General features: G+C 76.0%; 1 protein-coding gene. It reads right to left on the bottom strand.

Annotation, left to right across the window (positions count from 1 at the left end; all coding sequences use genetic code 11):
* Nucleotides 1–121: 121 nt before the first annotated feature.
* The gene (locus tag ACFO60_RS21750) at nucleotides 122–24,445 is read right to left on the bottom strand and encodes a non-ribosomal peptide synthase/polyketide synthase (protein WP_380842841.1); all 24,324 of its coding nucleotides are present in this window, start codon (nucleotides 24,443–24,445) and stop codon (nucleotides 122–124) included.
* Nucleotides 24,446–24,547: the final 102 nt, after the last annotated feature.

Raw genomic sequence — 24,547 nt, 5'->3', positions numbered from 1 at the left:
TTGTCTCCTCATGTCGGAAAACGGTTATCGGGGTCGAGGTGGTCTCAGTGGTGGCCGCACAGCGCCTCGGTGGCGCCGGCCGGGGCTCGGGGAGGCCGAGGGACGGTCGTCGGGGCATCGGTCAGCGGTCACCGCCCAGCGCCTGGGCGCGGCCGGCCAAGGCTCGCAGCATCCGGAACCACGTCTCGGCGAGGTCCCGGACCGTCTCCTCCGTCAGCGCCTCGGAGGCGAAGGACCAGTGGGCGGCCAGCTCGGGCCCGCCGGGGTGGTCCTCGGTCAGGGCGTTGACGGTGAGCGCGTGCGACATCGGCATGCCGGGGTCGGCGTCGAGGTCGGCCGCGTCGTCCTCCGGCGCGTAGGACCAGTCGGCCGCCTCGGGCCGGCCGAAACGGCCCATGTAGTTGAACTCGATCGCCGGCTCGCCGAGGCGGGCCAGCTCCGGCCCGGTCACCGGGTTCAGGTGCCGCAGCAGGCCGTGCCCGACGCCCGCCGCGGGGAGCGAGGACAGGTGCGCCCGGATCCGGCCCAGCGCCTCGTCCAGCGCCGGTCCGCCGGCGAGCGCGTCGTCCAGGTCCACGTGGCCGGGGTCCAGGCGGACCGGGACGACGCTGGTGAACCAGCCGACCGTGCGCGACAGGTCGGCGTCGCCGGCCAGTTCCTCCTCGCGGCCGTGGCCTTCCAGGTCCACCAGGACCGCGGTGCCGGAGCCGCGCCCGTCCGTCCGGCGGTGCCGGTCGGCGACGGCCAGCGCCAGGGCGGTCAGCAGCACGTCGTTGACGGTCGCCCCGAAGGCGGCGGGCACCCGGCTGAGCAGCGGGGCCGTCCACTCGGCCGGCAGGGCGAGTGACAGGTATCGCGTCGTGGCGACCACGTCACGCGCCGGGTCGAGCGGCGCGGCCACCGGGATCGTGTCGCCGCCGGAGAGAGTCGAGGTCCACAGGGGCAGCTCGTCCTCGCGGGCGGGGTCTGTGGCGCGCTCGCCCAGCAGGTGCGACCAGCGGCGGAACGACATGTCGACCGGTGGCAGCGCCACCGGGCGGCCGTCGGCGACGTCCCGCCAGGCGGCGGCCAGGTCGGGCAGCAGGATCCGCCAGGACACCCCGTCCACCACCAGGTGGTGGACGAGCAGCAGCAGCCGTCCGGGGACGCCCCGGCCGGAGTCGAACCAGACGGCCTGGACCATGGCGCCCGCGTCCGGGTCGAGGCGGGAGCGGGCCGCGTGGGCGTGCTCGGCGATGGCCGCGCGGAGCGCCGCCTCGTCCGCGCCCGCCGTGTCGACCCGGACGAGCCAGGACGCCACTCCGGTCGTGCCGGGGGCGGGGACGTCCAAGGACCACCGCTCGGCCCCGTCCGCGTCCCCGGTGCCGGAGGCCGACGACCACACTCCCGCGTCGCCCGTACCGGAGACGGACGACCACACTCTCGCGTCCCCGGTGCCGGAGGCCGACGACCACACTCTCGCGTCGCCGGTGCCGGAGGCGGATGACCGCGCGGCCGCTCCCGCGTCGCCGGTACCGGGGACAGGCGGGCGCGCTTCCGGGCCGGCGGTGCCGGAGTGCGCTCTCGGGTCGCCGGCCGCGGGCCGGGTCCGCACGAGGCGGGCCCTGAGCATGTCGTGCCGGTCCACGACGGCCTGGAGCACGGCCGCGAGCGCGGGCTCGTCCAGGTCCGGCGGGGTCTGCAGCAGCGCCGCCTGGTGGTAGCCCCCGATCGGGCCGCCGCGCTCCCGCATGGCGTGCATGATCGGCGTCAGCGGAACCGTGCCGGTGCCGTCGTCGTGCGCGCGGCCGCCGGTGTCCGGGCCGGACGCGACGGCGACGGTGGCCAGCGCGGCGACCGTGCGGTGCTGGAAGACCTGGCGCGGGGTGATCCGCAGCCCCGCCGCGCGGGCCCGGCTGACCAGCTGCATCGCGACGATGCTGTCGCCGCCGAGAGTGAAGAAGTCGTCGTCGGCGCCGACGCCGGGCAGCCCGAGCACCTCGGCGGCGACCGCCGCGAGGGTGCGCTCCACCTCGCCGGAAGGCTCGCGGCCGGCGCGCGTGGTGAAGTCCGGCGCCGGGAGCGCCTTGCGGTCGAGCTTGCCGTTGGACAGCAGCGGCAGCTCGGGAAGGACGACCACCGCCGCCGGCACCATGTACTCCGGCAGAAGGGCTGCGGCATGGGCGCGCAGCGCGGCCGGGCCGGCGGGCTCGGCGCCCTCGGCCTCGACCACATAGGCGACCAGCTGCCTGACCCGGGGGCGGTCCTCGCGGGCGACGACCACGACCTGGGCGACGGACTCGTGCCGGTCCAGCACGGCCTCGATCTCGGCCGGCTCGACGCGGAAGCCGCGGATCTTCACCTGGTCGTCGGCTCGCCCTCCGTAGTCGAGGCGGCCGTCGGCGGTCCAGCGCGCCAGGTCGCCGGTGCGGTACATGCGCGCGCCGGGCTGGTCGAACAGCGCGCCGAACGGGTCGGCGACGAAACGCTCGGCCGACAGGCCCGGGCGGCCGAGGTACCCCCGGGCCAGGCCCGCTCCCGCGAGGTACAGCTCACCGGTGACGCCGGGCGGGACGGGCCGCAGCGCGGCGTCGAGCACGTAGGCGCGGGTGCCGGCGACCGGGCGGCCGACCAGCGGGGACCCGCTGTCCCTGACGCGCGCGACCAGGGCGTCGACGGTGGCCTCGGTGGGGCCGTAGAGGTTGAACGCCTCGGTGGACCGCAGGCCGGCCAGGTCGGCCCAGAGCGCGTCCGGCACCGCCTCGCCGCCGACGCCGACGACGGCGAGGGGGCACTCCCCGTCCTCGACCAGGCCGGTGGCGGCCATCTGCGCGAAGAACGACGGGGTGACCTCGATGAAGTCCAGGCCGTGCTCCCGGACGGCCGCGGCCGTCAGCTCGGGGTCACGGCGCGTCTCGTCGGAAAGGATGTACAGCGCGTGCCCGTCGAGCAGCCACAGCTGCGGCTGCCAGGAGGCGTCGAAGGAGAACGACCAGGCGTGGCCGACGCGCAGGTGCCGGCGGCCGGTGGCGAGCCTGGCCGGCTCGTGCAGCGTCCGGCGGTGGCTGTGGAAGAGGTTGACGACGCTGCCGTGGCAGACCACCACGCCCTTGGGCCGGCCGGTGGAGCCGGAGGTGTAGATCACGTACGCCGGGTGGCGCGGGTCGGGGGTGGTTGCGAGGTCGTCGGCGCGTTGCGCGGCGAGGCGGCGGGCGGTGCCTGGCGTGTCGAGCCGCAGATGCGGGACGCCGCCGTCCGGCAGGACGGCCGAGAGCTCCTCGCTGGTCAGGACGAGGACGGGCCTGGCGTCGTCGAGCATGCCGAGCACCCGCTCGGCGGGCAGGTCGGCGTCCACGGGCAGGTAGGCCGCACCGGACTTCAGCACGGCGAGGACGGCGAGCATGTAGTCCGCCGAGCGCGGCAGCGCGAGGGCGACGATCCGCTCCGGCCCCGCGCCGTGCTCGGCGAGCAGCCGCGCGAGCCGGTTGGCGCGCTCGTTGAGCTCCCGGAAGGTCCAGCGGACCTGCCCGGCGACCACGGCCACGGCCTCCGGGGCGGCGGCCGCCTGCGCCTCGAACAGCCCCGAGACGGAGGCGGGGGCGCGGGAACCCGAGCCGGCGACCGCGAAGAGCCCGTGAACGGCGCCCTCGGACGGCACGAACCCGCCGGAATCGGACGGCACGCCCCCGGCCAACCCGGACGGCACGGACGGCACGGACGGCACGGACGGCACGGACGGCACGGACGGCACGGACGGCACGGACGGCACGGACGGCACGGACGGCACGGACGGCACGGACGGCACGGACGGCACGGACGGCACGGACCCGGCCAACCCGGACGGCACGGACGGCACGACCCCGGCCAACCCGAACGGCACGGACGGCACGGACCCGGACGGGACGACCCCGGCCAACCCGGCGGACCCGGACGGGACGACCCCGGCGGACCCGGACGGCTCTGGAGCGGCCGCTTGGGCCTGGGCTTCCGGCTCTGCCGAGGTGGTCGCGAGGGCGCCGGGGATGCCGTTCCACGTCCGCAGGATGGTGTGGCGGTCGGCGGGGGTGAGGATGTCGACGCGGCCGACGAGCCGGTCGGCGTCGGCGGCCATCGCCTCGAAGATCCGCACCATGGAGGCCGCCATCCGCTCGGCCGTCGCGCGGTCGAACAGGTCGGGCCGGTACTCGGCGGTCAGGACGAGGCGGTCGCCCGGCTCGACCGCCCAGGTGAACGGGTAGTGCGTCGAGTCCTGGTGGTCGAGCACGGCGGCGCGCAGGCCGCCGGCGGCCCCGGGCGCGGGCTCCTCCGCGTCGGGGTAGGACTCGAAGACCACGAGCGTGTCGAACAGCTCGCCCAGACCGGCCCGTCGCTGGATGTCGGCCAGGCCGACGTGCTGGTGGGCGATGAGCCGGGACTGCTCGTCCTGGAGGCGGCCGAGGAACGCCGCCAGGCTCTCGCCGTCGCGGACCCTGACGCGCACGGGGATCGTGTTGATGAACAGGCCGATCATCGACTCGACTCCGTCCAGCTCCGGGGGCCGCCCGGAGACGGTCGCGCCGAAGACCACGTCGCCGCGGCCGGTGAGCCGGGACAGCAGGATGCCCCAGGCGCCCTGGACCAGCGTGTTGACCGTCAGGCCGCGTGACCGGGCGAGAGCCGACAGGGCCTCGGTCACCTCACGGGTGACGTGCGTGGTGTGCGTCTCGGGCACGATCGGGGTCCGGTTCGGGTCGGCGGGCGCCAGGCGGGCCGGCTCGTCCAGGCCGTCCAGCGCCCGTTCCCAGGCTCCGGCGGAGACGGCCGCGTCCTGGCGGGCCAGCCACGCGAGGTGGTCCCGGTACGGCGCGGCGGGCGGGACCGCCCCGTCCGCGCCGTGCGCGTACAGGTCCGCGAGTTCGCGCACGAGCCGGGGGATCGACCAGCCGTCCAGCAGGAGGTGCTGGTGGGACAGGACCAGCCGGTGGCGGCCGGGGGCGAGGCGGACGAGCATCATCCGCAGCAGCGGCGGCTCGGCCGGGGTGAACCGGCGCCGCTCCTGAGCGAGGTGCCGGGTCCAGCGGGCCTCCCGGGCGGGCTCGTCGAACTCCGAGAGGTCCACGTCGCGCCAGGGCAGGGCGACCGCGCGCGGCACGACGGCCACCGGGCGGCCGGAGGACAGGTACCGGAAGCCGGCGCGCAGGTTGTCGTGCCGGTCCAGCAGCGCCTGCCCGGCCTCGCGCAGCCGGGCGGCGTCCACCGGGCCGTCGATCTCGTAGGAGATCTGCACCGTGTAGACGTCCGGCCCGTCGTCGCCGGAGTCGAACGACGCGTGGAACAGCAGGCCCGCCTGGAGCGGCGTGAGCGGCAGGACATCGGCGACGCCCGTGGCCGGCAGCTCGGCGCGCTCGTCCTCGGTGAGGGTGACGAGCGCGGCGGACGGCGCGGCGGCGGCGTCCGGCACACCCGCGACGGCGGCCAGCGCCGCCACGGTCTTGTGCCGGAAGACGTCCCGTGGGCTGATCACCAGCCCGGCCGACCGCGCCCGGCCGACCAGCTGCATGGCGACGATGCTGTCGCCGCCGAGGGTGAAGAAGTCGTCCTCGGCTCCGACGCGCGGCAGGCCGAGCACGCCGGCGAACAGCTCGCACAGCAGTTCCTCGCGCGGGGTGCGCGGCAGGGTGCCGGTCGTCTCGGCCGCGAAGTCGAACGCGGGCAGGGCTCTGCGGTCGAGCTTGCCGTTCGGGGTGAGCGGCAGCGCGTCGAGCACGACGAACCCCGCCGGGACCATGTGCTCGGGCAACGCGGCCGCGGCGTGGTCGCGCAGCGCGCCGGCCGCCGGCGCCGCCCGGCCGGGGGCCGGGGTGAGGTAGGCGATGAGGCGCTGGTCCCGCGCGACCACCGCGGCGTCCTCGACCCCCTCGTGGCGGGTCAGGACCGCCTCGATCTCGCCCGGCTCGACGCGGAAGCCCCGGATCTTGACCTGGTCGTCGGCCCTGCCGAGGAACTCGAGCTCCCCCTCACGACTCCAGCGCGCCAGGTCGCCCGTCCGGTACATGCGCGTGCCGGACGGCCCGTGCGGGTCGGGGACGAAGCGCTCGGCGGTCAGGCCGGGACGGCCGAGATACCCGCGGGCGAGCTGGACGCCCGCCAGGTACAGCTCGCCCGGCACCCCCGGCGGCACCGGGCGCAGCGCGGCGGAAAGGACGTACGCCCGCGTGTTCCACACCGGCCGGCCGATCGGCACCGGCCCGGCGCCGGGACGGACCCGGGTGGCCGTCACGTCGACGGACGCCTCGGTGGGCCCGTACAGGTTGTGCAGCTCGGCGGGCAGCACGGCGTGGCAGCGCGCAGCGAGGTCGGCGGGCAGCGCCTCGCCGCTGCACAGCACCCGGCGCAGTCCCGAGCACCGCGCGGCGCCCGGGTCGGCGAGGAACGCCCGCAGCATCGACGGCACGAAGTGCACGGCGGTGACGCCCTCGTCCTGGATGAGCCGGGCCAGGTACGCCGGATCCCGGTGGCCGTCGGGCCGGGCCACCACCAGCGCGGCCCCGGTGATCAGCGGCCAGAAGAACTCCCACACCGACACGTCGAAGCTGGAGGGCGTCTTCTGCAGCACACGGTCGGCGGCGGTGAGGCCGTACTCGTCCTGCATCCACAGCAGGCGGTTGACGATGCCCTCGTGCGGCACCACCACGCCCTTCGGCCGGCCGGTGGACCCGGAGGTGTAGATGACGTACGCCGGGTGCCGGGGGTCGTAGGAGGCGGGCAGCTCTCCCTGCGGACCGTCGGGCAGCCCGTCCCGCAGCACGCACACCGGGCGGGCGTCCTCGATCATGTACTCGACGCGCTCGCGCGGGTAGTCCGCGTCCAGCGGCAGGTACGCCGCGCCCGCCCGGTGCACCGCCAGCAGGGCGACGACCAGATCGGCGGAGCGCGGCAGCGCGACCGCCACGGTGCGCTCGGGTCCGGCTCCCATGGCGGCCAGCGTCCGCGCCGTGCGCTCGACGCGGGCGTCCAGCTCGGCGTAGGTCAGGCGCTCGTCGCCGCAGACCAGGGCGAGCGCGCCGGGCGTGCGGGCCGCCTGGGCGCGGAACAGCTCGGGCAGGGTGGCGGACTCCACGGCCCGCGCGGTGGCGTTCCACTCCTCGGTGACGAGCCGGCGCTCCCTCTCGTCCATGATCTCCAGGTGCCGCACCTGCCGGCCCGGGTCGGCGGCGACCTGCTCAAGCAGCCGCACGAGCCGCCGCGCGAGCCCTTCGACCGTGTCGCGGTCGAACAGGTCGGCGCTGTACTCGATCCAGCCCTGGATGCCCTCGCCGTCGCCCTGCTCGACGAAGTCGAAGCTCAGGTCGAACTTCGCGGTCTCCTGGCCGAGCGGTTCGGGCCGGGCGTCGAGCCCCGCCAGGCCGGGGGCGGCGCCCTGGTCGGCCAGGTAGACGACCATCACCTGGAACAGCGGGTGCCTGGCCAGCGAGCGGGCGGGGTTGACCGCCTCGACCAGCCGCTCGAACGGCAGGTCCTGGTGCTCGTAGGCGGCCAGGTCGGTCTCGCGCACCCGCCTCAGCAGCTCGCCGAAGGTCGGCGCGCCGGACAGGTCGGTGCGCAGCACGAGGGAGTTGACGAAGAACCCGACCAGGTCCTCAAGGCGCTCGTCGTCCCGGCCGGAGATCGGCGCGCCGAGGGGGATGTCCTCCCCCGCGCCCAGCCGGTGCAGCAGCGCGGCGACCGCCGCCTGCGCCACCATGAACATGCTGACGCCGTGGTCGCGGGCGAGCCCGCGCAGGCCGCGCTCCAGCTCCGGGGGGAGCGACAGGCCGACCGCCCCGCCGAGGTGGCCGCTCTCCACGGGGCGCGGCCGGTCCGCGGGGAGCGCCAGCTCCTCCGGCAGTCCGGCCAGCGCGCGACGCCAGAAGCCGAACTGGCGCGCCTCCAGGCTGCCGGGGCCGGCGGCGTCCCCGAGCAGCTCGCGCTGCCAGAGGGTGTAGTCGGCGTACTGGACGGGCAGCGGGGCCCACTGCGGCGCCGCTCCCTCGCGGCGGGCCCGGTAGGCCGTGGACAGGTCGCGCCACAGGGGCCGGTCCGACCACTCGTCGCCGGCGATGTGGTGGAGCACCAGGAGGAGCACATGCTCCTCCGGCGCCACCTCGAACACCCGGGCGCGCAGCGGCGGCTCCCGGTCGAGGTCGAAGCCGTGCCCGGCGGCCTCGGCCAGCCGCCCGGGAAGCGCGTCCCGCGCCACCCGCTCGAAGAAGGTGACGGCGGGGATCTCGCCGGGGTCCAGGACGTGCTGGCGGGGGTGCCCGTCCACCTCGGGGAACACCGTGCGCAGGCTCTCGTGCCGGATCATCAGGTCCCGTACGGCGTCGCGGAGGGCGTCGCGGTCCAGGTCGCCCGACAGCCGCCAGGCCATCGGGATGTTGTAGGTGGCGCCCGGGCCCTCCAGCCGGTGCAGCACCCACAGCCGCCGCTGGGCGTACGACAGCGGCAGCGGCCCGGTGCGGGGTGCGGGGACGAGCGGGGGCCGGCCTCCCGGCGCCTCGCGCAGCCGCCCCGCGAGGCGGGCGACGGTCGGGGCCTCGAAGACGGCGCGAAGGCCGACTTCGGCTCCGAGCACTGTGCGGATGCGGCTGACCAGCCGCATCGCCAGCAGCGAGTGGCCGCCGAGCGCGAAGAAGTCGTCGTCGACGCCCACCCGTCCGACGCCGAGCACGGCGGCGAACAGCTCGGACAGGATCTCCTCGCGGGCGTCGCGGGGACGCCGCCCGGCGGTGCCGGCCGCCGCGCCCGGGACGGGCAGCGCGCGGCGGTCCAGCTTGCCGCTGCTCGACCTCGGCAGGGCGGGCAGCTCGACGAACGCGGCCGGGACCATGTGATCGGGAAGCGCGGCGGCGGCGTGCGCCCGCAGCGCGGCGGGGTCGACGTCCCGGCCGGGCGAGGGGACCGCGTAGGCGACGAGCCGCCGCGCGCCAGGGGTGTCCTCGCGGACCGTCACGGCGGCCTGCGCCACGCCGGGGTGGGCGCGGAGCACCGCCTCGATCTCGCCGAGCTCGATGCGGAAGCCGCGCAGCTTCACCTGGTCGTCGGCGCGGCCGAGGAACGTCAGGGTGCCGTCGGCGCGGCGCCGCACCAGGTCGCCGGTGCGGTACATGCGGCCGCCCGGCGCGCCGGACGGGTCGGCGACGAACCGCTCGGCGGTCAGCCCGGGACGGCCGAGGTAGCCGAGGGCCAGGCCCTCGCCCGCCAGGTACAGCTCGCCCGGCACCCCGGCGGGGACCGGCCGCAGCGTGTCGTCCAGGACGTGGGCGCGGATGTTGGCCAGCGGCGCCGCCCAGGGCCGCGGGCGCTCCGGGCTCGGGCCGTGCCATCCGTAGGCGTCGACGGCGCACTCGGTCGGGCCGTACAGGTCGTGCACCACCGTTCCCGGCAGCGCGCGCAACCGGTCCCACAGCGGCGGGGGCGTCGCCTCGCCGCCCACGGCGATGACCCCCGGGCGGTGGCGGCCGGGGTCCAGGAAGCCGTGGTGGACCAGTTCCTCCAGGTAGGTGGGGGTGAGGTCGACGAAGTCGATGCGCCGGTCGGCGAGGTAGGCGAGCAGCGCGGCCGGGTCTGTCATGGTGTCCTCGCCGACGACGTGCAGCTCGTGCCCGGCCAGCAGCCACAGCATCGGCTCCCAGGAGCCGTCGAAGCCGAACGACGCGGCGTGCACCGCGCGCAGCGTCTCGCGTCCGGCGGCGCGGGCGGCCGGCTCGATGAGGTCGGCGCGGTGCGAGCCGAACAGGTTGCTCAGGCCGCGGTGGGTGCCGAGCACGCCCTTGGGCCGGCCGGTGGAGCCGGAGGTGTAGATCACGTACGCGACCGCGCCAGGCTGCGGCGCGGCTCCGGGCTCCGGCGCGGCTCCAGGCTCCGGCGCGGCGCCGCCGGAGCGGCCGTCCGGCCCGGCGGCGGTGCGGAGGTCGTCGAGGAGCAGGACGCCCGCCCGGCCGGCGGGCAGGCCGGAGGCGATGGCCGCGGTGGTGAGCACGCGGGCCGGGGCGGCGTCGTCGAGCATGTACGCGAGGCGCTCGGCCGGGTAGCCGGGGTCGATCGGCAGGTACGCGGCGCCGGCCCGGAGCACGCCGAGGATGGCGGGCACCATCTCGGCCCTGGGCAGTGCCAGCCCCACCACGCTCCCCGCCGTCACCCCGTGCCGCAGCAGCAGCCCGGTGACGCGGCCGGCCTCGGCGGCGAGCTCGCCGAAGGTCAGCCGGCGGCCGCCGGCGACCAGGGCGACCCGGCCGGGGTGGGCGCGGGCGGCGTCGGCGAACAGCTCGGGGACCGTGCGCCGTTCCACCGGCCGCGCGGTGTCGTTCCATGCGCCCAGCGACGCGCGGCGCTCCTCGTCGGTCAGCACGGACAGCCGGCCGACCGGCTGGTGCGGGTCGGCGGCCAGCAGGCCCAGCAGCGCGACGGCGCGGCCGGCCATCGCCTGGGCCGTCTCCGGTTCGGCGAGGTCCTCGGCGTACTCCAGCAGCAGGGTGACGCGGTCCTCGCCGGCGTGGTCGACGAAGGTGAAGTCCAGGTCGAACTTGGCGGTCCTGATGCGGGCCGGCCACCACTCGGTGGGCAGGTCCAGCACCCGCGGGTCGCCGCCGGGGCGGTAGTGGTAGCCGAGCATCACCTGGAACAGCGGGTTGCGTCCCGGCACCCGCGGCGGGTTGAGCGCCTCGACCACCTGCTCGAACGGCAGGTCCTGGTGCTCGAACGCGGCCAGGTCGGCGTCCCTGACCCGGGCCAGCACCTCGGTGAACGTCGGGTCGCCCGACAGGTCGGCGCGCAGCACCAGGGTGTTGACGAAGAAGCCGACGAGGTCGTCCAGGGCGCTGTCCGTGCGCCCGGCGATCGGCGCGCCGAGCGGGATGTCGGTGCCCGCGCCCATCCGGTGCAGCAGGGTGGCGACAGCGGCCTGGAGCAGCATGAACATGCTGGTGCCCGTCTCGGCGCACAGGTCGCGCAGGGCGCGGGTGGTGGCCGTGGGCAGCTCCGCGCGCACCTGGCCGCCGCGGCCGGTCGGCCGGGCCGGGCGGGGCCGGTCGAGCGGCAGCGCGATCTCCTCCGGCAGCCCGGCCAGCGTCGCGGCCCAGAAGGCGAGCTGACGGGAGCCCTCGGCGTCCGGGCCGGCCGGCTCGCCGAGCAGCCGCCGCTGCCAGAGCGTGTAGTCGGCGTACTGCACCGGCAGCGGCGCCCATTCGGGCGCCCGGCCGTCGCGGCGGGCCCGGTAGGCGGTGTCCAGGTCGGCGAGGAACGGCCGGTCGGACCACTCGTCGGTGGCGATGTGGTGCAGGACGATCGTCACCACGTGGTCCTCCGGCCCTGCCCGGAGCACCTCGGCGCGCAGCGGGATCTCGGCCGCGAGGTCGAAGGGCCTGGCCATCGCGGCCGCGATCCTGTCCTCCAGCCGGTCCTGCGGGCAGTCCTCGACGCCGAAGAACGGCCCGATCTCGTCGATGCCAAGGACCCGCTGGTACGGCCCGGCCTCCTCCGCAGGCGAGGGCACCTGGTGCGGGCCGGACCGGCCGGTCGCGAGGGCGGGCGGCGGGCTGCCGTCCTCGGGGAAGACGGTGCGCAGGGCCTCGTGCCGGGCGACCACGTCGCGTAGCGCCAGGTGGAGCGCGCCGGTGTCCAGCGCGCCGCGCAGGCGGAAGACCAGCGGGAAGTGGTAGGCGTCGCCGCCGCTGAGCCGTTCGGCCAGCCACAGCCGCCGCTGCGCCGGCGACACCGGGACGCGCCGGGGCCGGTCCGCCACCGGCTCCACGACCGGGCGGGCCGGGCGGCCGGAGCCCGCGCGCCCGGCCAGCAGGGCGGGCGCCGGCGCCTCGAACAGGTCGCGGATGGCCAGTTCGGCGCCCAGCTCGGTGCGGGCCCGGCTGATGAGCCGGGTGGCGAGCAGCGAATGGCCGCCGAGCTCGAAGAAGTCGTCCTCGGCGCCCACCGCGGGCAGGCCCAGCACCTCGGCGAACAGGCGGCAGAGCACCTCCTCCTCCGGTGTGGCGGGCCCCCGCCCGCCGGCGGCCGGCACCGCAGGCTCGGCCTCGGGCAGCGCGCGCACGTCGAGCTTGCCGTTGTCGTTCATGGGCAGCCGGTCGAGGGTGACGAACGCGGACGGCACCATGTAGTCGGGCAGCCGCCGCCGGAGGTCCTCGCGGAGGCGGCGCGGAAGGCCGCTCGCGCCGGCCGCCGAGGCCGGGGTGCTCGCGTACGGGGCCGTGCCGCCGCCCGGCAGGTAGAGGCCCGAGGTGAACCGGAACCCGTCCCGCACGAAGACGGCGTCGTAGGCGCCCGGCTCGCGCGACCAGGTGGTGAGGACGCGGTAGCCCTCACGCTCCCCGAGGGCGTGCAGGTCCTCGGGCTCGACGCCCCCGGCCGGCGCGGCGCCGCGCTCGCTGCCGGCGCGGGCGTCGGGGACCCCGGCCACCCGCAGCCGTCCCGTCCGCGACTCCCGCAGGCGGCGGACCAGCTCGCCCGCCCACCCCGCCGAATCCACACCGGCGGCGAACAGGTCGGCCGAGCTCGCCGGGGCCTCGCCGGCGGCGAGCTCGCCGGCCCGCCCCGCCAGGGTCGTGCCGGCGGCGGACTGGTCCGCCGCGTTCGCCGGGGTCGCGCCGGCGGGGCCGCCGGTCCGCGGGTCGCCGTCCTTCTGGACGGTGAGCGCGTCCGTCCAGCGCAGCACCGGTTCGTCGCCGAGGCGGACGTCGGGCTCGCCTTTGTACAGGACGGCGTCGTAGCGGTAGCGGGTCAGCTCGTTGTGGTGGCGCCCGCGCTTGGTGCGCAGGTCGACGCCGAAGCCGAGGGTGGCGAAGTAGTCGGGGTCGACGAGCAGTTCCTTCTCCAGCGCGATCCCGCGCTCGACGGCCGCCTGGACGCGCTCGACGGCGTGCCGTCCGTCCGGCCCGGTGTCGCCGCCCGTGCGGGCCAGCTGGACGCCGGTGTGGAAGGCGCGGGCGAGCCGGAGGTTGCGCACGTCGCCGACGAACAGGGCGCCGCCCGGCGCCAGCAGTCCCATGGCGCCACGGATGACCCTCGTCAGGTGGTCGACGTCCGGAAGGTACTGGATGACGGAGTTGATGACGATCGTGTCGAAGTAGCCGGCGGGCAGGCCGCCGGTGTCGTGCGCGGCCTGGCAGCGCAGCTCGACCTTGGCCGCGAGCCCGGGGTCGTGGCGCAGGTCCTCGCCGAGCTTGCGGATCACGGGTGCGGCGAAGTCCGTCGCCCAGTACGCCTCCGCCTCGGGCGCCAGGCGTGACAGCAGCAGCCCCGAGCCGACGCCGATCTCAAGGACGCGGCGCGGGCGCAGCTCGCGGATGCGGGCGACGGTCTGCTCGCGCCACTCGCGCATGTGCTCCAGCGGGATGGGCTTGCCGTCGTAGCTGCTGTCCCAGCCCGCGAAGTCCTCGGCGAGGACGGCGGTGCCGATGCGCTCGTACTCGTCGGAGTAGACCTCCCGCCATTCGCCGATCCAGTCCCGTTCGGCGGACGCCCGCTGCTCGCCGGTGGGCTCGGCGGGCACGACGTACCCGACGAGGCGCCGGGCGCCGGGGGTGGAGGGGTCCTCGGCGGCGATCACGGCAGCCTGGGCGACCTCCGGGTGCTGGACGAGGGCGGTCTCGATCTCTCCCAGCTCGACCCGGTAGCCGCGGATCTTGACCTGGTCGTCGGTGCGGCCGAGGAAGTCGATGTTCCCGTCGGCGCGGCGCCGCACCAGGTCGCCCGTGCGGTACATGCGCTCCCCCGGCTCGCCGTAGGGGTCGGCGACGAACCGTTCGGCGGTCAGCCCGGGCCGGTCGAGGTAGCCGCGGGCCAGGCCGACGCCCGCGATGTACAACTCGCCGGGGACGCCGGGCGGAGCCGGGCGCAGCCAGGCGTCCAGGATGTGGGCGCGGGTGCCGCGGATGGGACGTCCGACGGTGGGGGTGGGGCTGTCGCCGGTGCCGCCGCCGAGGGTGTTGATCGTGTACTCGGTGGGCCCGTAGAGGTTGTAGCCGTAGGTGCCCTCGGTGTCGCGGAGCCGGCTCCACACCGTCTCGGACACCGCCTCCCCTCCGAGCAGCACCAGCGGCGGGCGGTGCCCGTCGAGGAGCCCTTCCTCGATCAGCAGGTGCGCGTAGGTCGGGGTGACGTTGACGACGTCCACGCGGTGGGTCTCGCAGTACGCGACCAGGGCTTCGGCGTCGCGCCTCAGCTCCTCGTCGCAGACGTGCACCTCGTGCCCCTCGACCAGCCAGAGCAGTTCCTCCCACGACATGTCGAAGGCGAACGACACCGTGTGCGCGATGCGCAGCCGGCGGCCGCCCGCCGAGGCGACGGCCGGGGCGAAGATCTCCTTCTGGTGGTTGAGCTGCATGTTCGTCAGCCCGCGGTAAGGGGTGACGACGCCCTTGGGACGGCCGGTGGAGCCGGAGGTGTAGATGACGTACGCGGGGTGCTCCAGGCTGAAGCGGGGGCGGTCGGCTTCGGTGACCGGGTCGCCCGAGAGCCCCGCCAGCTCCCCGGCGACCGCGGGGTCGTCGAGCCGCACGCGGGGGACGTCCGGGACGCCCGCCTCCAGCCGCCGCGCGACGGCGCCGGTGGTCAGCAGCAGGGTGGGGCGGGCGTCGTCCAGCGTCATCGTGAGCCGCTCGTCCGGGTGGTCCAGCTCCAGCGGCAGGTAGGCCGCGCCCGTCCGCAGCACGGCGAACAGCGCGGCCACCATGTCGATGGACCGGGGCAGGGCCAGCGCGATGATCTTCTCAGGGGCCGCGCCGCGCGCGAGCAGCAGCCGCGCCAAGCGGTTGACGCGGGCGTCGAGGTCGGCGTAGGTGACGCTCCGGCCGCCGAAGACCAGGGCCGTGGCCCCGGGGGTGCGGGCGGCCTGGGCGGCGAGCAGGTCGGCGATGGTCTCCTTCGGGACGGTGACGCGCCCGGCGGCCCGTTCCCGCGCGAGCTCGGCGCGTTCGGCGGGCAGCGAGTGGCCGAGGCGCCCGGCGGGCGCGTCCAGGCCGTCCACCAGCCGCTCCAGCAGCAGGGCGAAGCGGTCGAGCAGCGCCTGGGCCCGCGGGCGGCCGATGACGTCGGGCCGGTGCGCGAGGGTGACGCGGATGCGCTTCCCCGGCGTCACGACGAGGTTGACGGGATAGTGGGTGGCGTCCACGTTGGCGACGGCGGTGGCGCCGTGCCGGTCGGCGAGCTCGGCGAGTCGTTCCTCGGTGTCGCCGTCGCGCAGCACGAAGAGCGTGTCGAACAGCTGCCGGTGGCCGGTCTCGGCCTGCAGGACGCCCAGGCCCAGATACTCGTACGGCATGAGGGCCAGGCGCTCGCGCTGGACGCGCCGCAGCAGGTCCGGCACGGGCTCGGCCGGGTCGAACGCGATGCGGGCGGGGACGGTGTTGAGGAACATGCCGATGATGTTCTCGACGTCGGGCACCTCGCTCGGACGGCCGGCGACCGTCGTGCCGAAGACGACGTCGGTGCGGCCGGTCACGGCGGCCAGCGTCAGACCCCAGGCGGTGGTGAGCAGCGTGTTGAGCGTCAGACCCCGGCTGCGGGCGGCGTCGCGCATCCGGTGGCCCAGGCTCTCGGGCAGGAGGGTCTCCAGGCTCTCGGGGATGACCGGCCGCGTGTCCCGGCCCGCGGAGGCCGCGAGCAGGGTGGGCTCGTCCAGGCCGGCGAGCGCGGCGCGCCAGGCGCGGGCGGCGGTCCCGGGGTCCTGTTCCTCCAGCCAGGTCAGATAGTCGCGGTAGGAGCCGGGGCGCGGCAGCCCGCGCTCGTCGCCGCCGGTCTCGTAGAGCGCGAAGAGCCGGCCGAGGAACAGCCAGGCCGACCAGCCGTCCCACAGCAGCAGGTGCCGGCCGATGACCAGCCGGTCGCCCCGGGCCTCGCCGAGCCGGATCAGCAGCATCCGGAAGAGCGGCGGCCTGGCCAGGTCGAACCTGCGGGCGCGCTCGGCGTCCATCAGCTCGCGCAGCCGCGCGTCCTGCTCGGCGGCGGGAAGGCCCGACAGGTCGGCCTCCTCCAGCGGTATCCCGGGGTCGCCGACGATGAACTGCACCGGGCGGCGCAGCCCGTCGCTGGTGAACCCGGCGCGCAGGCCGGGGTTGCGGGCCAGCAGCACCCTGGTCGCGTGGCGCAGGCGGTCGGCGTCCAGGCGGGCGGCGAAGTCGAAGGACTCGTGCACGGTGTAGACGTCGAGGGCGCCATCGTCGTAGGTCGAGCCGTCGTCGTAGGTCGAGTGGAAGAACAGGCCTTCCTGAAGCGGCGACAGCGGCCAGACGTCCGTCACGGAACCGCCGCCGAGCCGCCGCACCCGCTCGTGCTCGCCGTCGGTGAGCTCGAACCCGGCGCCCGGCCCGCCGGAGCCGGCACCGACGCTGCGACGGTCGGCGGCGGCGATCCGGCCGTCGGCACCGGCGGTCCGGCCGTCGGCGGCAGCGGACGTGCCGGGGTCGCCGGCGGTACCGGAGTCCGCGGCGCCCGCGGCGGTACCGGCGCCCGCGGCGGTACCGGCGCCCGCGGCGGCGTCGGCGGCGCTGGCGAGGATCGCGGCCAGGGCGGCGGGGGTGCGGTGCTCGAAGATGTCACGGGGGCTCAGGTCGAGACCCGCCCGGCGGGCGCGGCTGGAGACGCCGATCGAGCTGATGCTGTCGCCGCCGACCATGAAGAAGTCGTCGTCGACGCCGGCCTCGCCGAGCTTCAGCACGGCCGCGAAGATCTCTGTCAGGACGCGCTCGCGCTCGTCGCGCGGGGCCCGCGCCGTGGCGCGCACCGCCTGCGGGGCGGGCAGGGCGTCGCGGTCGAGCTTGCCGCTGGGCGTCAGCGGCAGGGCGTCCAGCTCGACGTACGCGCCGGGCACCATGGACGCGGGCAGCGTCCCGGCCAGGGCGGCGCCGAGCGCGCCCGTGTCGAGCCCGCCCACCCTGCCCCCCGCCGCGCCGACGCCATCCCTCGCCGCGCCGAACCCGCGCTTTTCACCACCGGCCCGAACGGCACCGTCCCCGGCCGCGCCGAACCCGTCTGCCGCCCCGCCGGCCCGCGCGCCACTCCCGGCCGTGCCGGACCCATGCTCCTCGCCGCCTGCCCCGGCACCGTCCCCGGCCGCCCCGGTGGGGTTCGCGGGGACGACGTAGGCGGTCAGTGTGGAGCCGTGGACGGTCACGGCCGCCTGGGCCACGGCGGGCAGGGCGGTCAGGGCGGCCTCGACCTCGCCGAGCTCGATGCGGTTGCCCCGGAGCTTGACCTGCCGGTCGGTACGGCCGAGGTACTCGACGACGCCGTCCTCGCGGCGGCGCACCAGGTCTCCGGTCCGGTACATGCGGCCGCCGGCCGGGCCGTACGGGTCGGCCACGAACCTCTCGGCGGTCAGGCCGGGCCGGGCGTGGTACCCCCGGGCCAGCTGGACGCCGGTCAGGTACAGCTCGCCGGGCACGCCGGCCGGCACCGCGCGCAGGCAGGAGTCCAGCACCCGCAGCCCGGTGTTCCACACCGGACGCCCGATGGGCACGGTGGTGCCCGCCGATCCGTCCCAGCGGTGGCAGGTCACGTCGACGGCCGCCTCGGTCGGGCCGTACAGGTTGTGCAGCGGCACGCCGGTGAGCGCGTGCCAGCGCGCGGCGGCCGCGGCGGGCAACGCCTCGCCGCTGCTGAACACCCGCCGCAGGCCGGCCGCCCATGACGGGTCGGCGGTGACCTCGCCGGCGCTCAGGAAGGCCTCGAGCATCGACGGCACGAAGTGCATCGTGGTGACGCGCTGCTCGCCGATGAGGGCGGACAGGTAGGCGGGGTCACGGTGCCCGTCGGGCCTGGCGAGCACCACGGCGGCGCCCTCGCACAGCGCCCAGAAGAACTCCCAGACGCTCACGTCGAAGCTGGACGGCGTCTTCTGCAGCACGCGGTCGTCGGCGCGCAGCCCGTACTCGCCCTGCATCCAGGCCAGCCGGTTGACGATCGCCCGGTGGGTCACGACGACGCCCTTGGGGCGACCGGTCGACCCCGACGTGTAGATCAGGTACGCCGGATCGTCCGGCCCGGCGCTCCCGAGCCGGAGACCCGGCTCGGCCAGGTGCGGCACGGCCAGGCCCGACTCGTCCAGACCCGGCACGGCCGGGTGCGACACGGCCGGACCCGGCTCGGGCGGGGTGGTTCGGAGGTCGATGAGGAGGTGGTCGACGGCTCGCGCCTCCGGGAGCAGCCGGGAGGCGGCGGCGGTCGTCACCACCGTGCCCGTCCCCGCGTCGGCCAGCATGTACGCGATGCGGTCGGCCGGGTAGTCGGTGTCCAGCGGCAGATAGGCCGCGCCCGACTTCAGCACGCCGAGCAGGGCCACCATCAGCTCCGCCGAGCGCGGGACGGCGACCGCGACGACGCTCCCGGGACCGGCGCCCCGAGCGCGCAGGCGGCGGGCGAGAGTCTCGGCGCGCGCGTCCAGTTCCTCGTAGGTGAGGGTCTCGCCGTCGTAGACCACGGCCGTGGCCTCCGGTGTGCGCGCCACCTGGGCCTCGAAGGCGGCGGCCAGTGTCGTCTCGGCGACCTCCCGTTCCTCGCCCGCGAGCCGGGCCCGCGCCGCCTCGCCGTCCGACAGCAGGTCGACGCGGGCGGCGTTCTGCCCGGGGTCGTCGGCGATGGCTCGCAGGGTGCGGGTGAGCCGGTCCGCGATCCGCCGTACGGCCTCGCCGTCCAGGCGCTGGGCGTGGTACTTCAGCCGCAGGTCGAGCCGCCGTCCGGGCTTGACGATCAGGGCGAGCGGGTAGTGGACGGCGTCGTGGAACTCGTGGCCGGTGATCCTCAGCGTTCCTGAGGGGTCGGCCGGGCCGATCTCCGAGGGGTAGTTCTCGAAGACGACGAGGGTGTCGAACAGTTCGCCTCGGCCGGCGAGCCCGGCGACGCGCTGCAGTTCCGCGAGGCCGAGGTGCTGGTGGTCCAGGAGCCGGGCCTGCTCGGCCTGGAGTCGCCCGGCCAGCTCGGCGAGGGTGTCGGCGGGCCGCCACCGGAAGCGGGTCGGCAGGGTGTTGATGAACAGGCCGACCATGGACTCGATGCCGTCGACCTCGGCGTCCCGGCCGGAGACCGTGGTGCCGAAGACGACGTCCTGGCTGCCGGTCAGGCGTCCGAGGAGGAGACCCCACGCGCTCTGGACGACCGCGCCGAGGGTCACTCCGTGCTCTCTCGCCCGTGCCGCGAGCCGCGCCGTGACGTTCTCGGGCAGCTCGACGCGCACCTGTCCGGGATTGAGCCGCGCGTCGCCCGCCGGGGCGGCGACCAGGCGGGTCGGCTCGTCGAGTCCCGCGAGCGCGGTCCGCCAGGCCGCGCGGGCGGCGTCCCGGTCCGCCGAGGCCAGGCGGCGCAGGTACGCCCGGTACGGAGCCACCGGCGGCAACGCGGCCACCACGGTCTCCGCGGCCGGCCGCATCGACGCGGCCTCATTGGGGACGACGACAGGAGCGGCCGCGGAAACGGCGCCCCAGGCAGCCTCCGGGACGACCGCCCCGAAAGCCCCAGGAACGGCTCCCCCAGCAGCCCCGGAAACGACCGCCTCGGCGGCGTCGGAAACGGCTGCCCGGTCGGCCTCGGGCACGACCGCCCTGGCGGCCTCGGAAACGGCTGCCCCGGCGGCCTCGGGGACGGCTGCGCCGGTAGCCGCGGAAACGACCGTCTCGGCGGCGTCGGGGACGGTGTACAGGGTCATGAGTTCGCGGTGGAGGACCGGCAGCGACCAGCCGTCCGCCACGATGTGGTGGAAGGTCAGCACCAGGACGCTCCGGTCGTGCTCGAGCCTGACCAGCGCGCACCGCAGCAGGGGCGGGCTGGCCAGGTCGAAGCCGCCCTCGCGCTCCTCGGCCGCGACGGCGTCCGCGAGCGGCCGCCGCTCCCCGGCGTCCCGCGCGGTCAGGTCCACCTCGCGCCAGGGCAGGTCCAGCCGGTCGGCGATGATCTGCACAGGCCGTCCGTCCGGGCGGCGGCGGAAACAGGCGCGCAGCGGGGCGTGCCGGTCGAGCAGCCCCTGGGCCGCCCGGCGCAGGGCTTCGCCGTCGACCCGACCGGCCAGCTCCACGACCTGCTGGACCACGTAGGCGTCGCCGTCCGCACCGTCCACCAGCGAGTGGAAGAAGAAACCCTCCTGGAGCGGGCTGAGCGGCAGCAGTTCCCCGACGGAGACCGGGTGGTCGCCCTGCACCTCGGCGAGCTCGTCGTCCGCGAGCAGCAGGAGCGGCGCGTCCGCCGCGCCCCGCGCCGTTCCGGGGGCACCTGCGCCGCCACGGACGGTGCCGCCATCACCGGCGGTCCCGCCATGACGGGCGGATCCGCCATCACGGACGGTCCCGCGATCACGGACGGTCCCGCCATGACGGGCGGATCCGCCATCACGGGCGGACCGGCCGTCGCCGTCGCCGTCGCTGTCGCCGGTGCCGGTATCCGTGCCTGTGAAGGCGCCCGCGTCCGTGCCCGCGCGTCCGGTGGTCACGCCGTCCGCGCGGTCCACCGCGACCCGTGCGAGCGCCGCGACCGTGCGGTGGCGGAAGACGTCGCGGGAGGTGAGCCGCAGCCCCGCTTCGCGTGCGCGGACGAGCAGCCGGATGGCGACGATGCTGTCGCCGCCGGCCGCGAAGAAGTCCTCGTCGACGGAGACCGACCGGTGGCCCAGCACCTCGGCGTACAGCGCGCACAGCAGTACCTCGCGGGCGTCGCGCGGGGCGCGGCCCGAGCCGGGCGCGGTGTGTTCGGGCGCGGGAAGCGCGGAGCCGTCGATCTTCCCGCTCGGGGTGACCGGAAGCCGGTCCAGGGGGACGAACGCGGAGGGGATCATGTACTCGGGGAGCCATTCGGCCGCGTGCGAGCGCAGGGTCTTCATCAGGGCGGTGACGTCGCGGAACGGCGCGGGGCGGTTGGCGTGCGGGAAGGCCGCGGCCGGGCGGTAGAGGTCGCCGAGAGGCGCGTCCCCGGCGGCGAAGACCACGTCGAGGCCGCCGTCGTCCGCGTGGCCGTTCCAGGTCACGGCCACCCGGTAGCCGTGGCGGGCGCCGAGCGCGTGCAGGATCTCGGGGTCGGCGGCGTCCACCTGCGGGGCGGGACGGCTGCCGTCCTCGATGGCCGACAGCGCGGCGAGGTCCTCGGCCAGCCGCGCGTTCGGCACCGCGCCGACCCGGAGCCGGGCCGGGCCCGCCGCCAGGCGCGCCTCCAGCCCGTCCATCCCGCCGAGCTCGGCCCACCCGATCTCTTCTTCGCGAAGGTCGGTCCATCCGGACCCCTCCACGCCGAGCCGGGTCCCGCCGGACCCGTCCGCATCCGGCTCCGCCCGCCCGATCCCCCCCTCACGAAGCGCCGTCCATCCGGACCCCTCCACACCGAGCCGGGTCCCGCCGGACCCGTCCGCGTCCGGCGCGGCCCGCCCGATCTCCCCCTCACGAAGGCCGGCCCATCCGGACTCCTCCACACCGGGCGCGATACCGCCGGACTCCTCCGTGCCGCGCGCGGCCCGCCCGATCTCCGCGCCGGGTTCGCCCCCGGCCGGGCCGCTTCTCCGGCCACGCGGAGAGATGGGGGAAGAATCCGTCCCGGCTCCGGCTCGGGCCGGCCGGGCCTCCCGCTTGCGCAGGACCACGTCGTAGCGGTAGCGGGTGAGTTCGTTGTGGCTGCCGCCGCGCTTGACGCGGATGTCGGCGGTGAAGTCCGCGAGGGCCGCGAAGAAGCCGGGGTCGAGCAGCAGCTCGCCCTCCCAGCTCACCGAGCGTTCGACGGCCGCGCGCAGGGCCTGCTTGTCCTCCTGGCCGGCGCCGCGCCGGGTCTCGACCGCGGCCCGCAGGCAGCGCAGAAGCCGCAGGTTGCGCACGTCGCCGAGGTAGACGCTGCCGCCCGGCGCCAGGAGGGTCCCGGCCTTGCGCAGCACGTCCGCCAGGTACTCCGCGCTCGGGAAGTACTGGGCGACGGAGTTGACGACCACGGTGTCGAAGAACCCCTCCGGAAGCCCGGTGACGTCGTGCGCGGGCTGGGCGCGCAGCTCGACCCGGCCGGCGAGCCTCGGTTCGGTGGCGACCTGGGCGCGCAGTGACCGCACCGCCTCTTCCGAGACGTCCGTGCCCCAGTAGACCTCGCAGCCGGGGGCGATGCGGGAGAGGATCAGCCCGCTGCCGACGCCGATCTCCATCACCCGGCGGGGCCGCAGTTCCCTGATGCGGGCGATCGTGGCGTCACGCCATTCCCGCATCTCGGCGACCGGGATGGGCCGGCCGTCGTACATGCTGTTCCAGCCGGCGAAGTTCTCCCCGACGCCCTCGGAGCGGGCGCTCTCGGAAACGCCCTCGGAGCCGGCGGCCGCGTAGAGGAGCTCGTGGAGGTCCTTCCATTCCTCGACCCGCTCGGTGTCGTCGCGGCCCGGCCCGGCGGTGAGGGAGGGCACGACGTAGGCGGCCAGCCGCCGGTCTCCGGGCCGGTCCTCGCGGACCACGACCGCGACCTGGTCCACGGCCGGGTGCCCGCGCAGCACCGACTCGACCTCTCCGGGTTCGATGCGGTAGCCGCGGATCTTCACCTGCGAGTCGGCGCGGCCGAGGAACTCAAGCCGCCCGTCGGCCTTCCACCGCACGAGGTCGCCCGTGCGGTACAGCCGCTCTCCCGGCGCGCCGAAGGGGTCGGCGACGAACCGCTCGGCGGTCAGGTCCGGACGTCCGAGGTAGCCGCGGGCCAGGCCGGCCCCGCCGAGGTACAGCTCGCCGGCGACCCCGGCGGGGACCGGCCGGAGGCGGGCGTCGAGCACGTAGGCCCGGGTGCCGGGGTCCGGGCCGCCGATGGGCACGATGGCGCCTGCGGGGGTGTCGGGGTCGCACAGGCCGAGGGTGGAGTTGGTGGTCGCCTCGGTCGGGCCGTAGGCGTTGAACATCATCCGGCCGCGCGCGTAGCGGCCGACCAGCTCGGGCGAGACGCGCTCGGTGCCGGCCAGCAGGGTGGCGGCGGGGGGCAGCAGGACGTCGTCCGGCATGGCGGCGAGCAGGGCCGGGGGCAGGATCATGAACGTGACGCCGTTGGCGCAGGCGTAGTCGGCGAGCGGCGCACCGGGCACCCGCAGCTCGGACGGCACGACGACGAGGCGGCCACCCGAGAGCAGGCCGAGGCACAGGTCCCAGAAGGCCACGTCGAAGCTCGGCGAGGCGAACTGCAGGACACGACTGTCCGGCCCGACGCCGAACCTCTCGCTCTGGGTGGCGACGAGCTTGGCCACGCCGGCGTGCGACAGCACCACGCCCTTCGGACGTCCTGTGGAGCCGGAGGTGTAGATGACGTACGCCGCGTTGAGCACCGACAGCCGTCCGCGGTCGGCCTCGGAGGGGTCGTGGCCCGGGCGGGCCGCCAGCTCGCGCGCGGTCTCCGGCGCGTCGAGGACCAGCGTCTCGACGCCGTCGCACGGGGGGATCTCGGCCACGGTGCCCGCGGTGGTGACCAGGCAGGCGGGCGCGGCGTCGGCCAGCATGTACGCGATGCGGTCCGCCGGGTAGTCGGTGTCCAGCGGCAGGTAGGCGGCTCCGGCCTTCAGGACGGCCACCTCGGCGACGATGAGCTCGGCCGACCGGGGCAGGGCGAGCCCGACGACACGCTCGGGCCCGGCCCCGCGCGCGATCAGCGCGTGGGCGAGCCGGTTCGCGCGCTCGTCCAGTTCGGCGTAGGTGAGGGTGACGTCCTCGAAGACCAGGGCGACGGCGTCCGGGCGGCGGCGGACCTGCTCGGCGAACATCTCGGGCCAGGTGAGCGGCGGGACCTCGTGGGCGGTGTCGTTCCACTCGACCAGGACGCGGCGCCGCTCCCCGGCGGTCATCGGTTCCAGCTCGGCGACGGGGGTGTCCGGCCGGGTCAGCCCGTCGGCCAGCAGCGTCTCGTAGTGGCCGAGGATCCGGTCGGCGGTCGCGGCTTCGAACAGGTCGGGACGGTAGGTGAGCCGCGCCTCGCACGCCGCGGCGGCCACCGCTCCCGCGGTCACCTGGGGCACGACTTCCAGCGACAGGTCCAGCGGTCCCGCGGCGGCGTGGGTCTCGTGGACGCCGCCGGTCGCCATGGCGGCGTTGAAGAACAGGCCGCCGCCGCGCGTGGGCTCGGGCTTGAGGTCCGCCACGAGGCCGGAGAGCGGGACGCGGTGCGCGCGGGCCTCCTCGCGGGCGCCGGCCACGCGCCGCACCAACTCGCCGAAGGTGGTGCCGCCGTCCAGCTCGACGCGGAGCGGCAGCCCGTCGTGGCCCACGCACACGTCGTCGGAGCCGCTGTAGCGGTGCAGCAGCGCGACGTACGCGGCGAGCAGGCGATCCTCGGGCGCGGCGTCTTCGCGGAGGTCAGCGGGCGAGGCGTCGCGGAGGTCAGCGGGCGAGGCGGTGGCGAGGCCGGCGGCCAGCGTGCGGCTGCGCGTCTCGCGGCCGGCGGCGGGGGCCAGGGGGTGCGGGAAGTCGATCGGGAGGACCGTCTCCTGCGGAAGCGGGGCGAGCCGCCGGTGCCAGTACGCCATCACTTCTCCAGTAGCCGACACAGGTGACCGAGCCTCCCAAGCTGGACGAAACAGGCCAAAGTGACCCTGATCGCGAGTCATACTAAGGTAAGGATTACCTAA

The sequence above is a fragment of the Sphaerisporangium dianthi genome (genome assembly GCF_042654065.1).
GTDB lineage: Bacteria > Actinomycetota > Actinomycetes > Streptosporangiales > Streptosporangiaceae > Sphaerisporangium > Sphaerisporangium dianthi.
The sequence above is the reverse complement of the archived record's forward strand: the minus strand, read 5'-3'. Positions and strand labels throughout refer to the sequence as shown.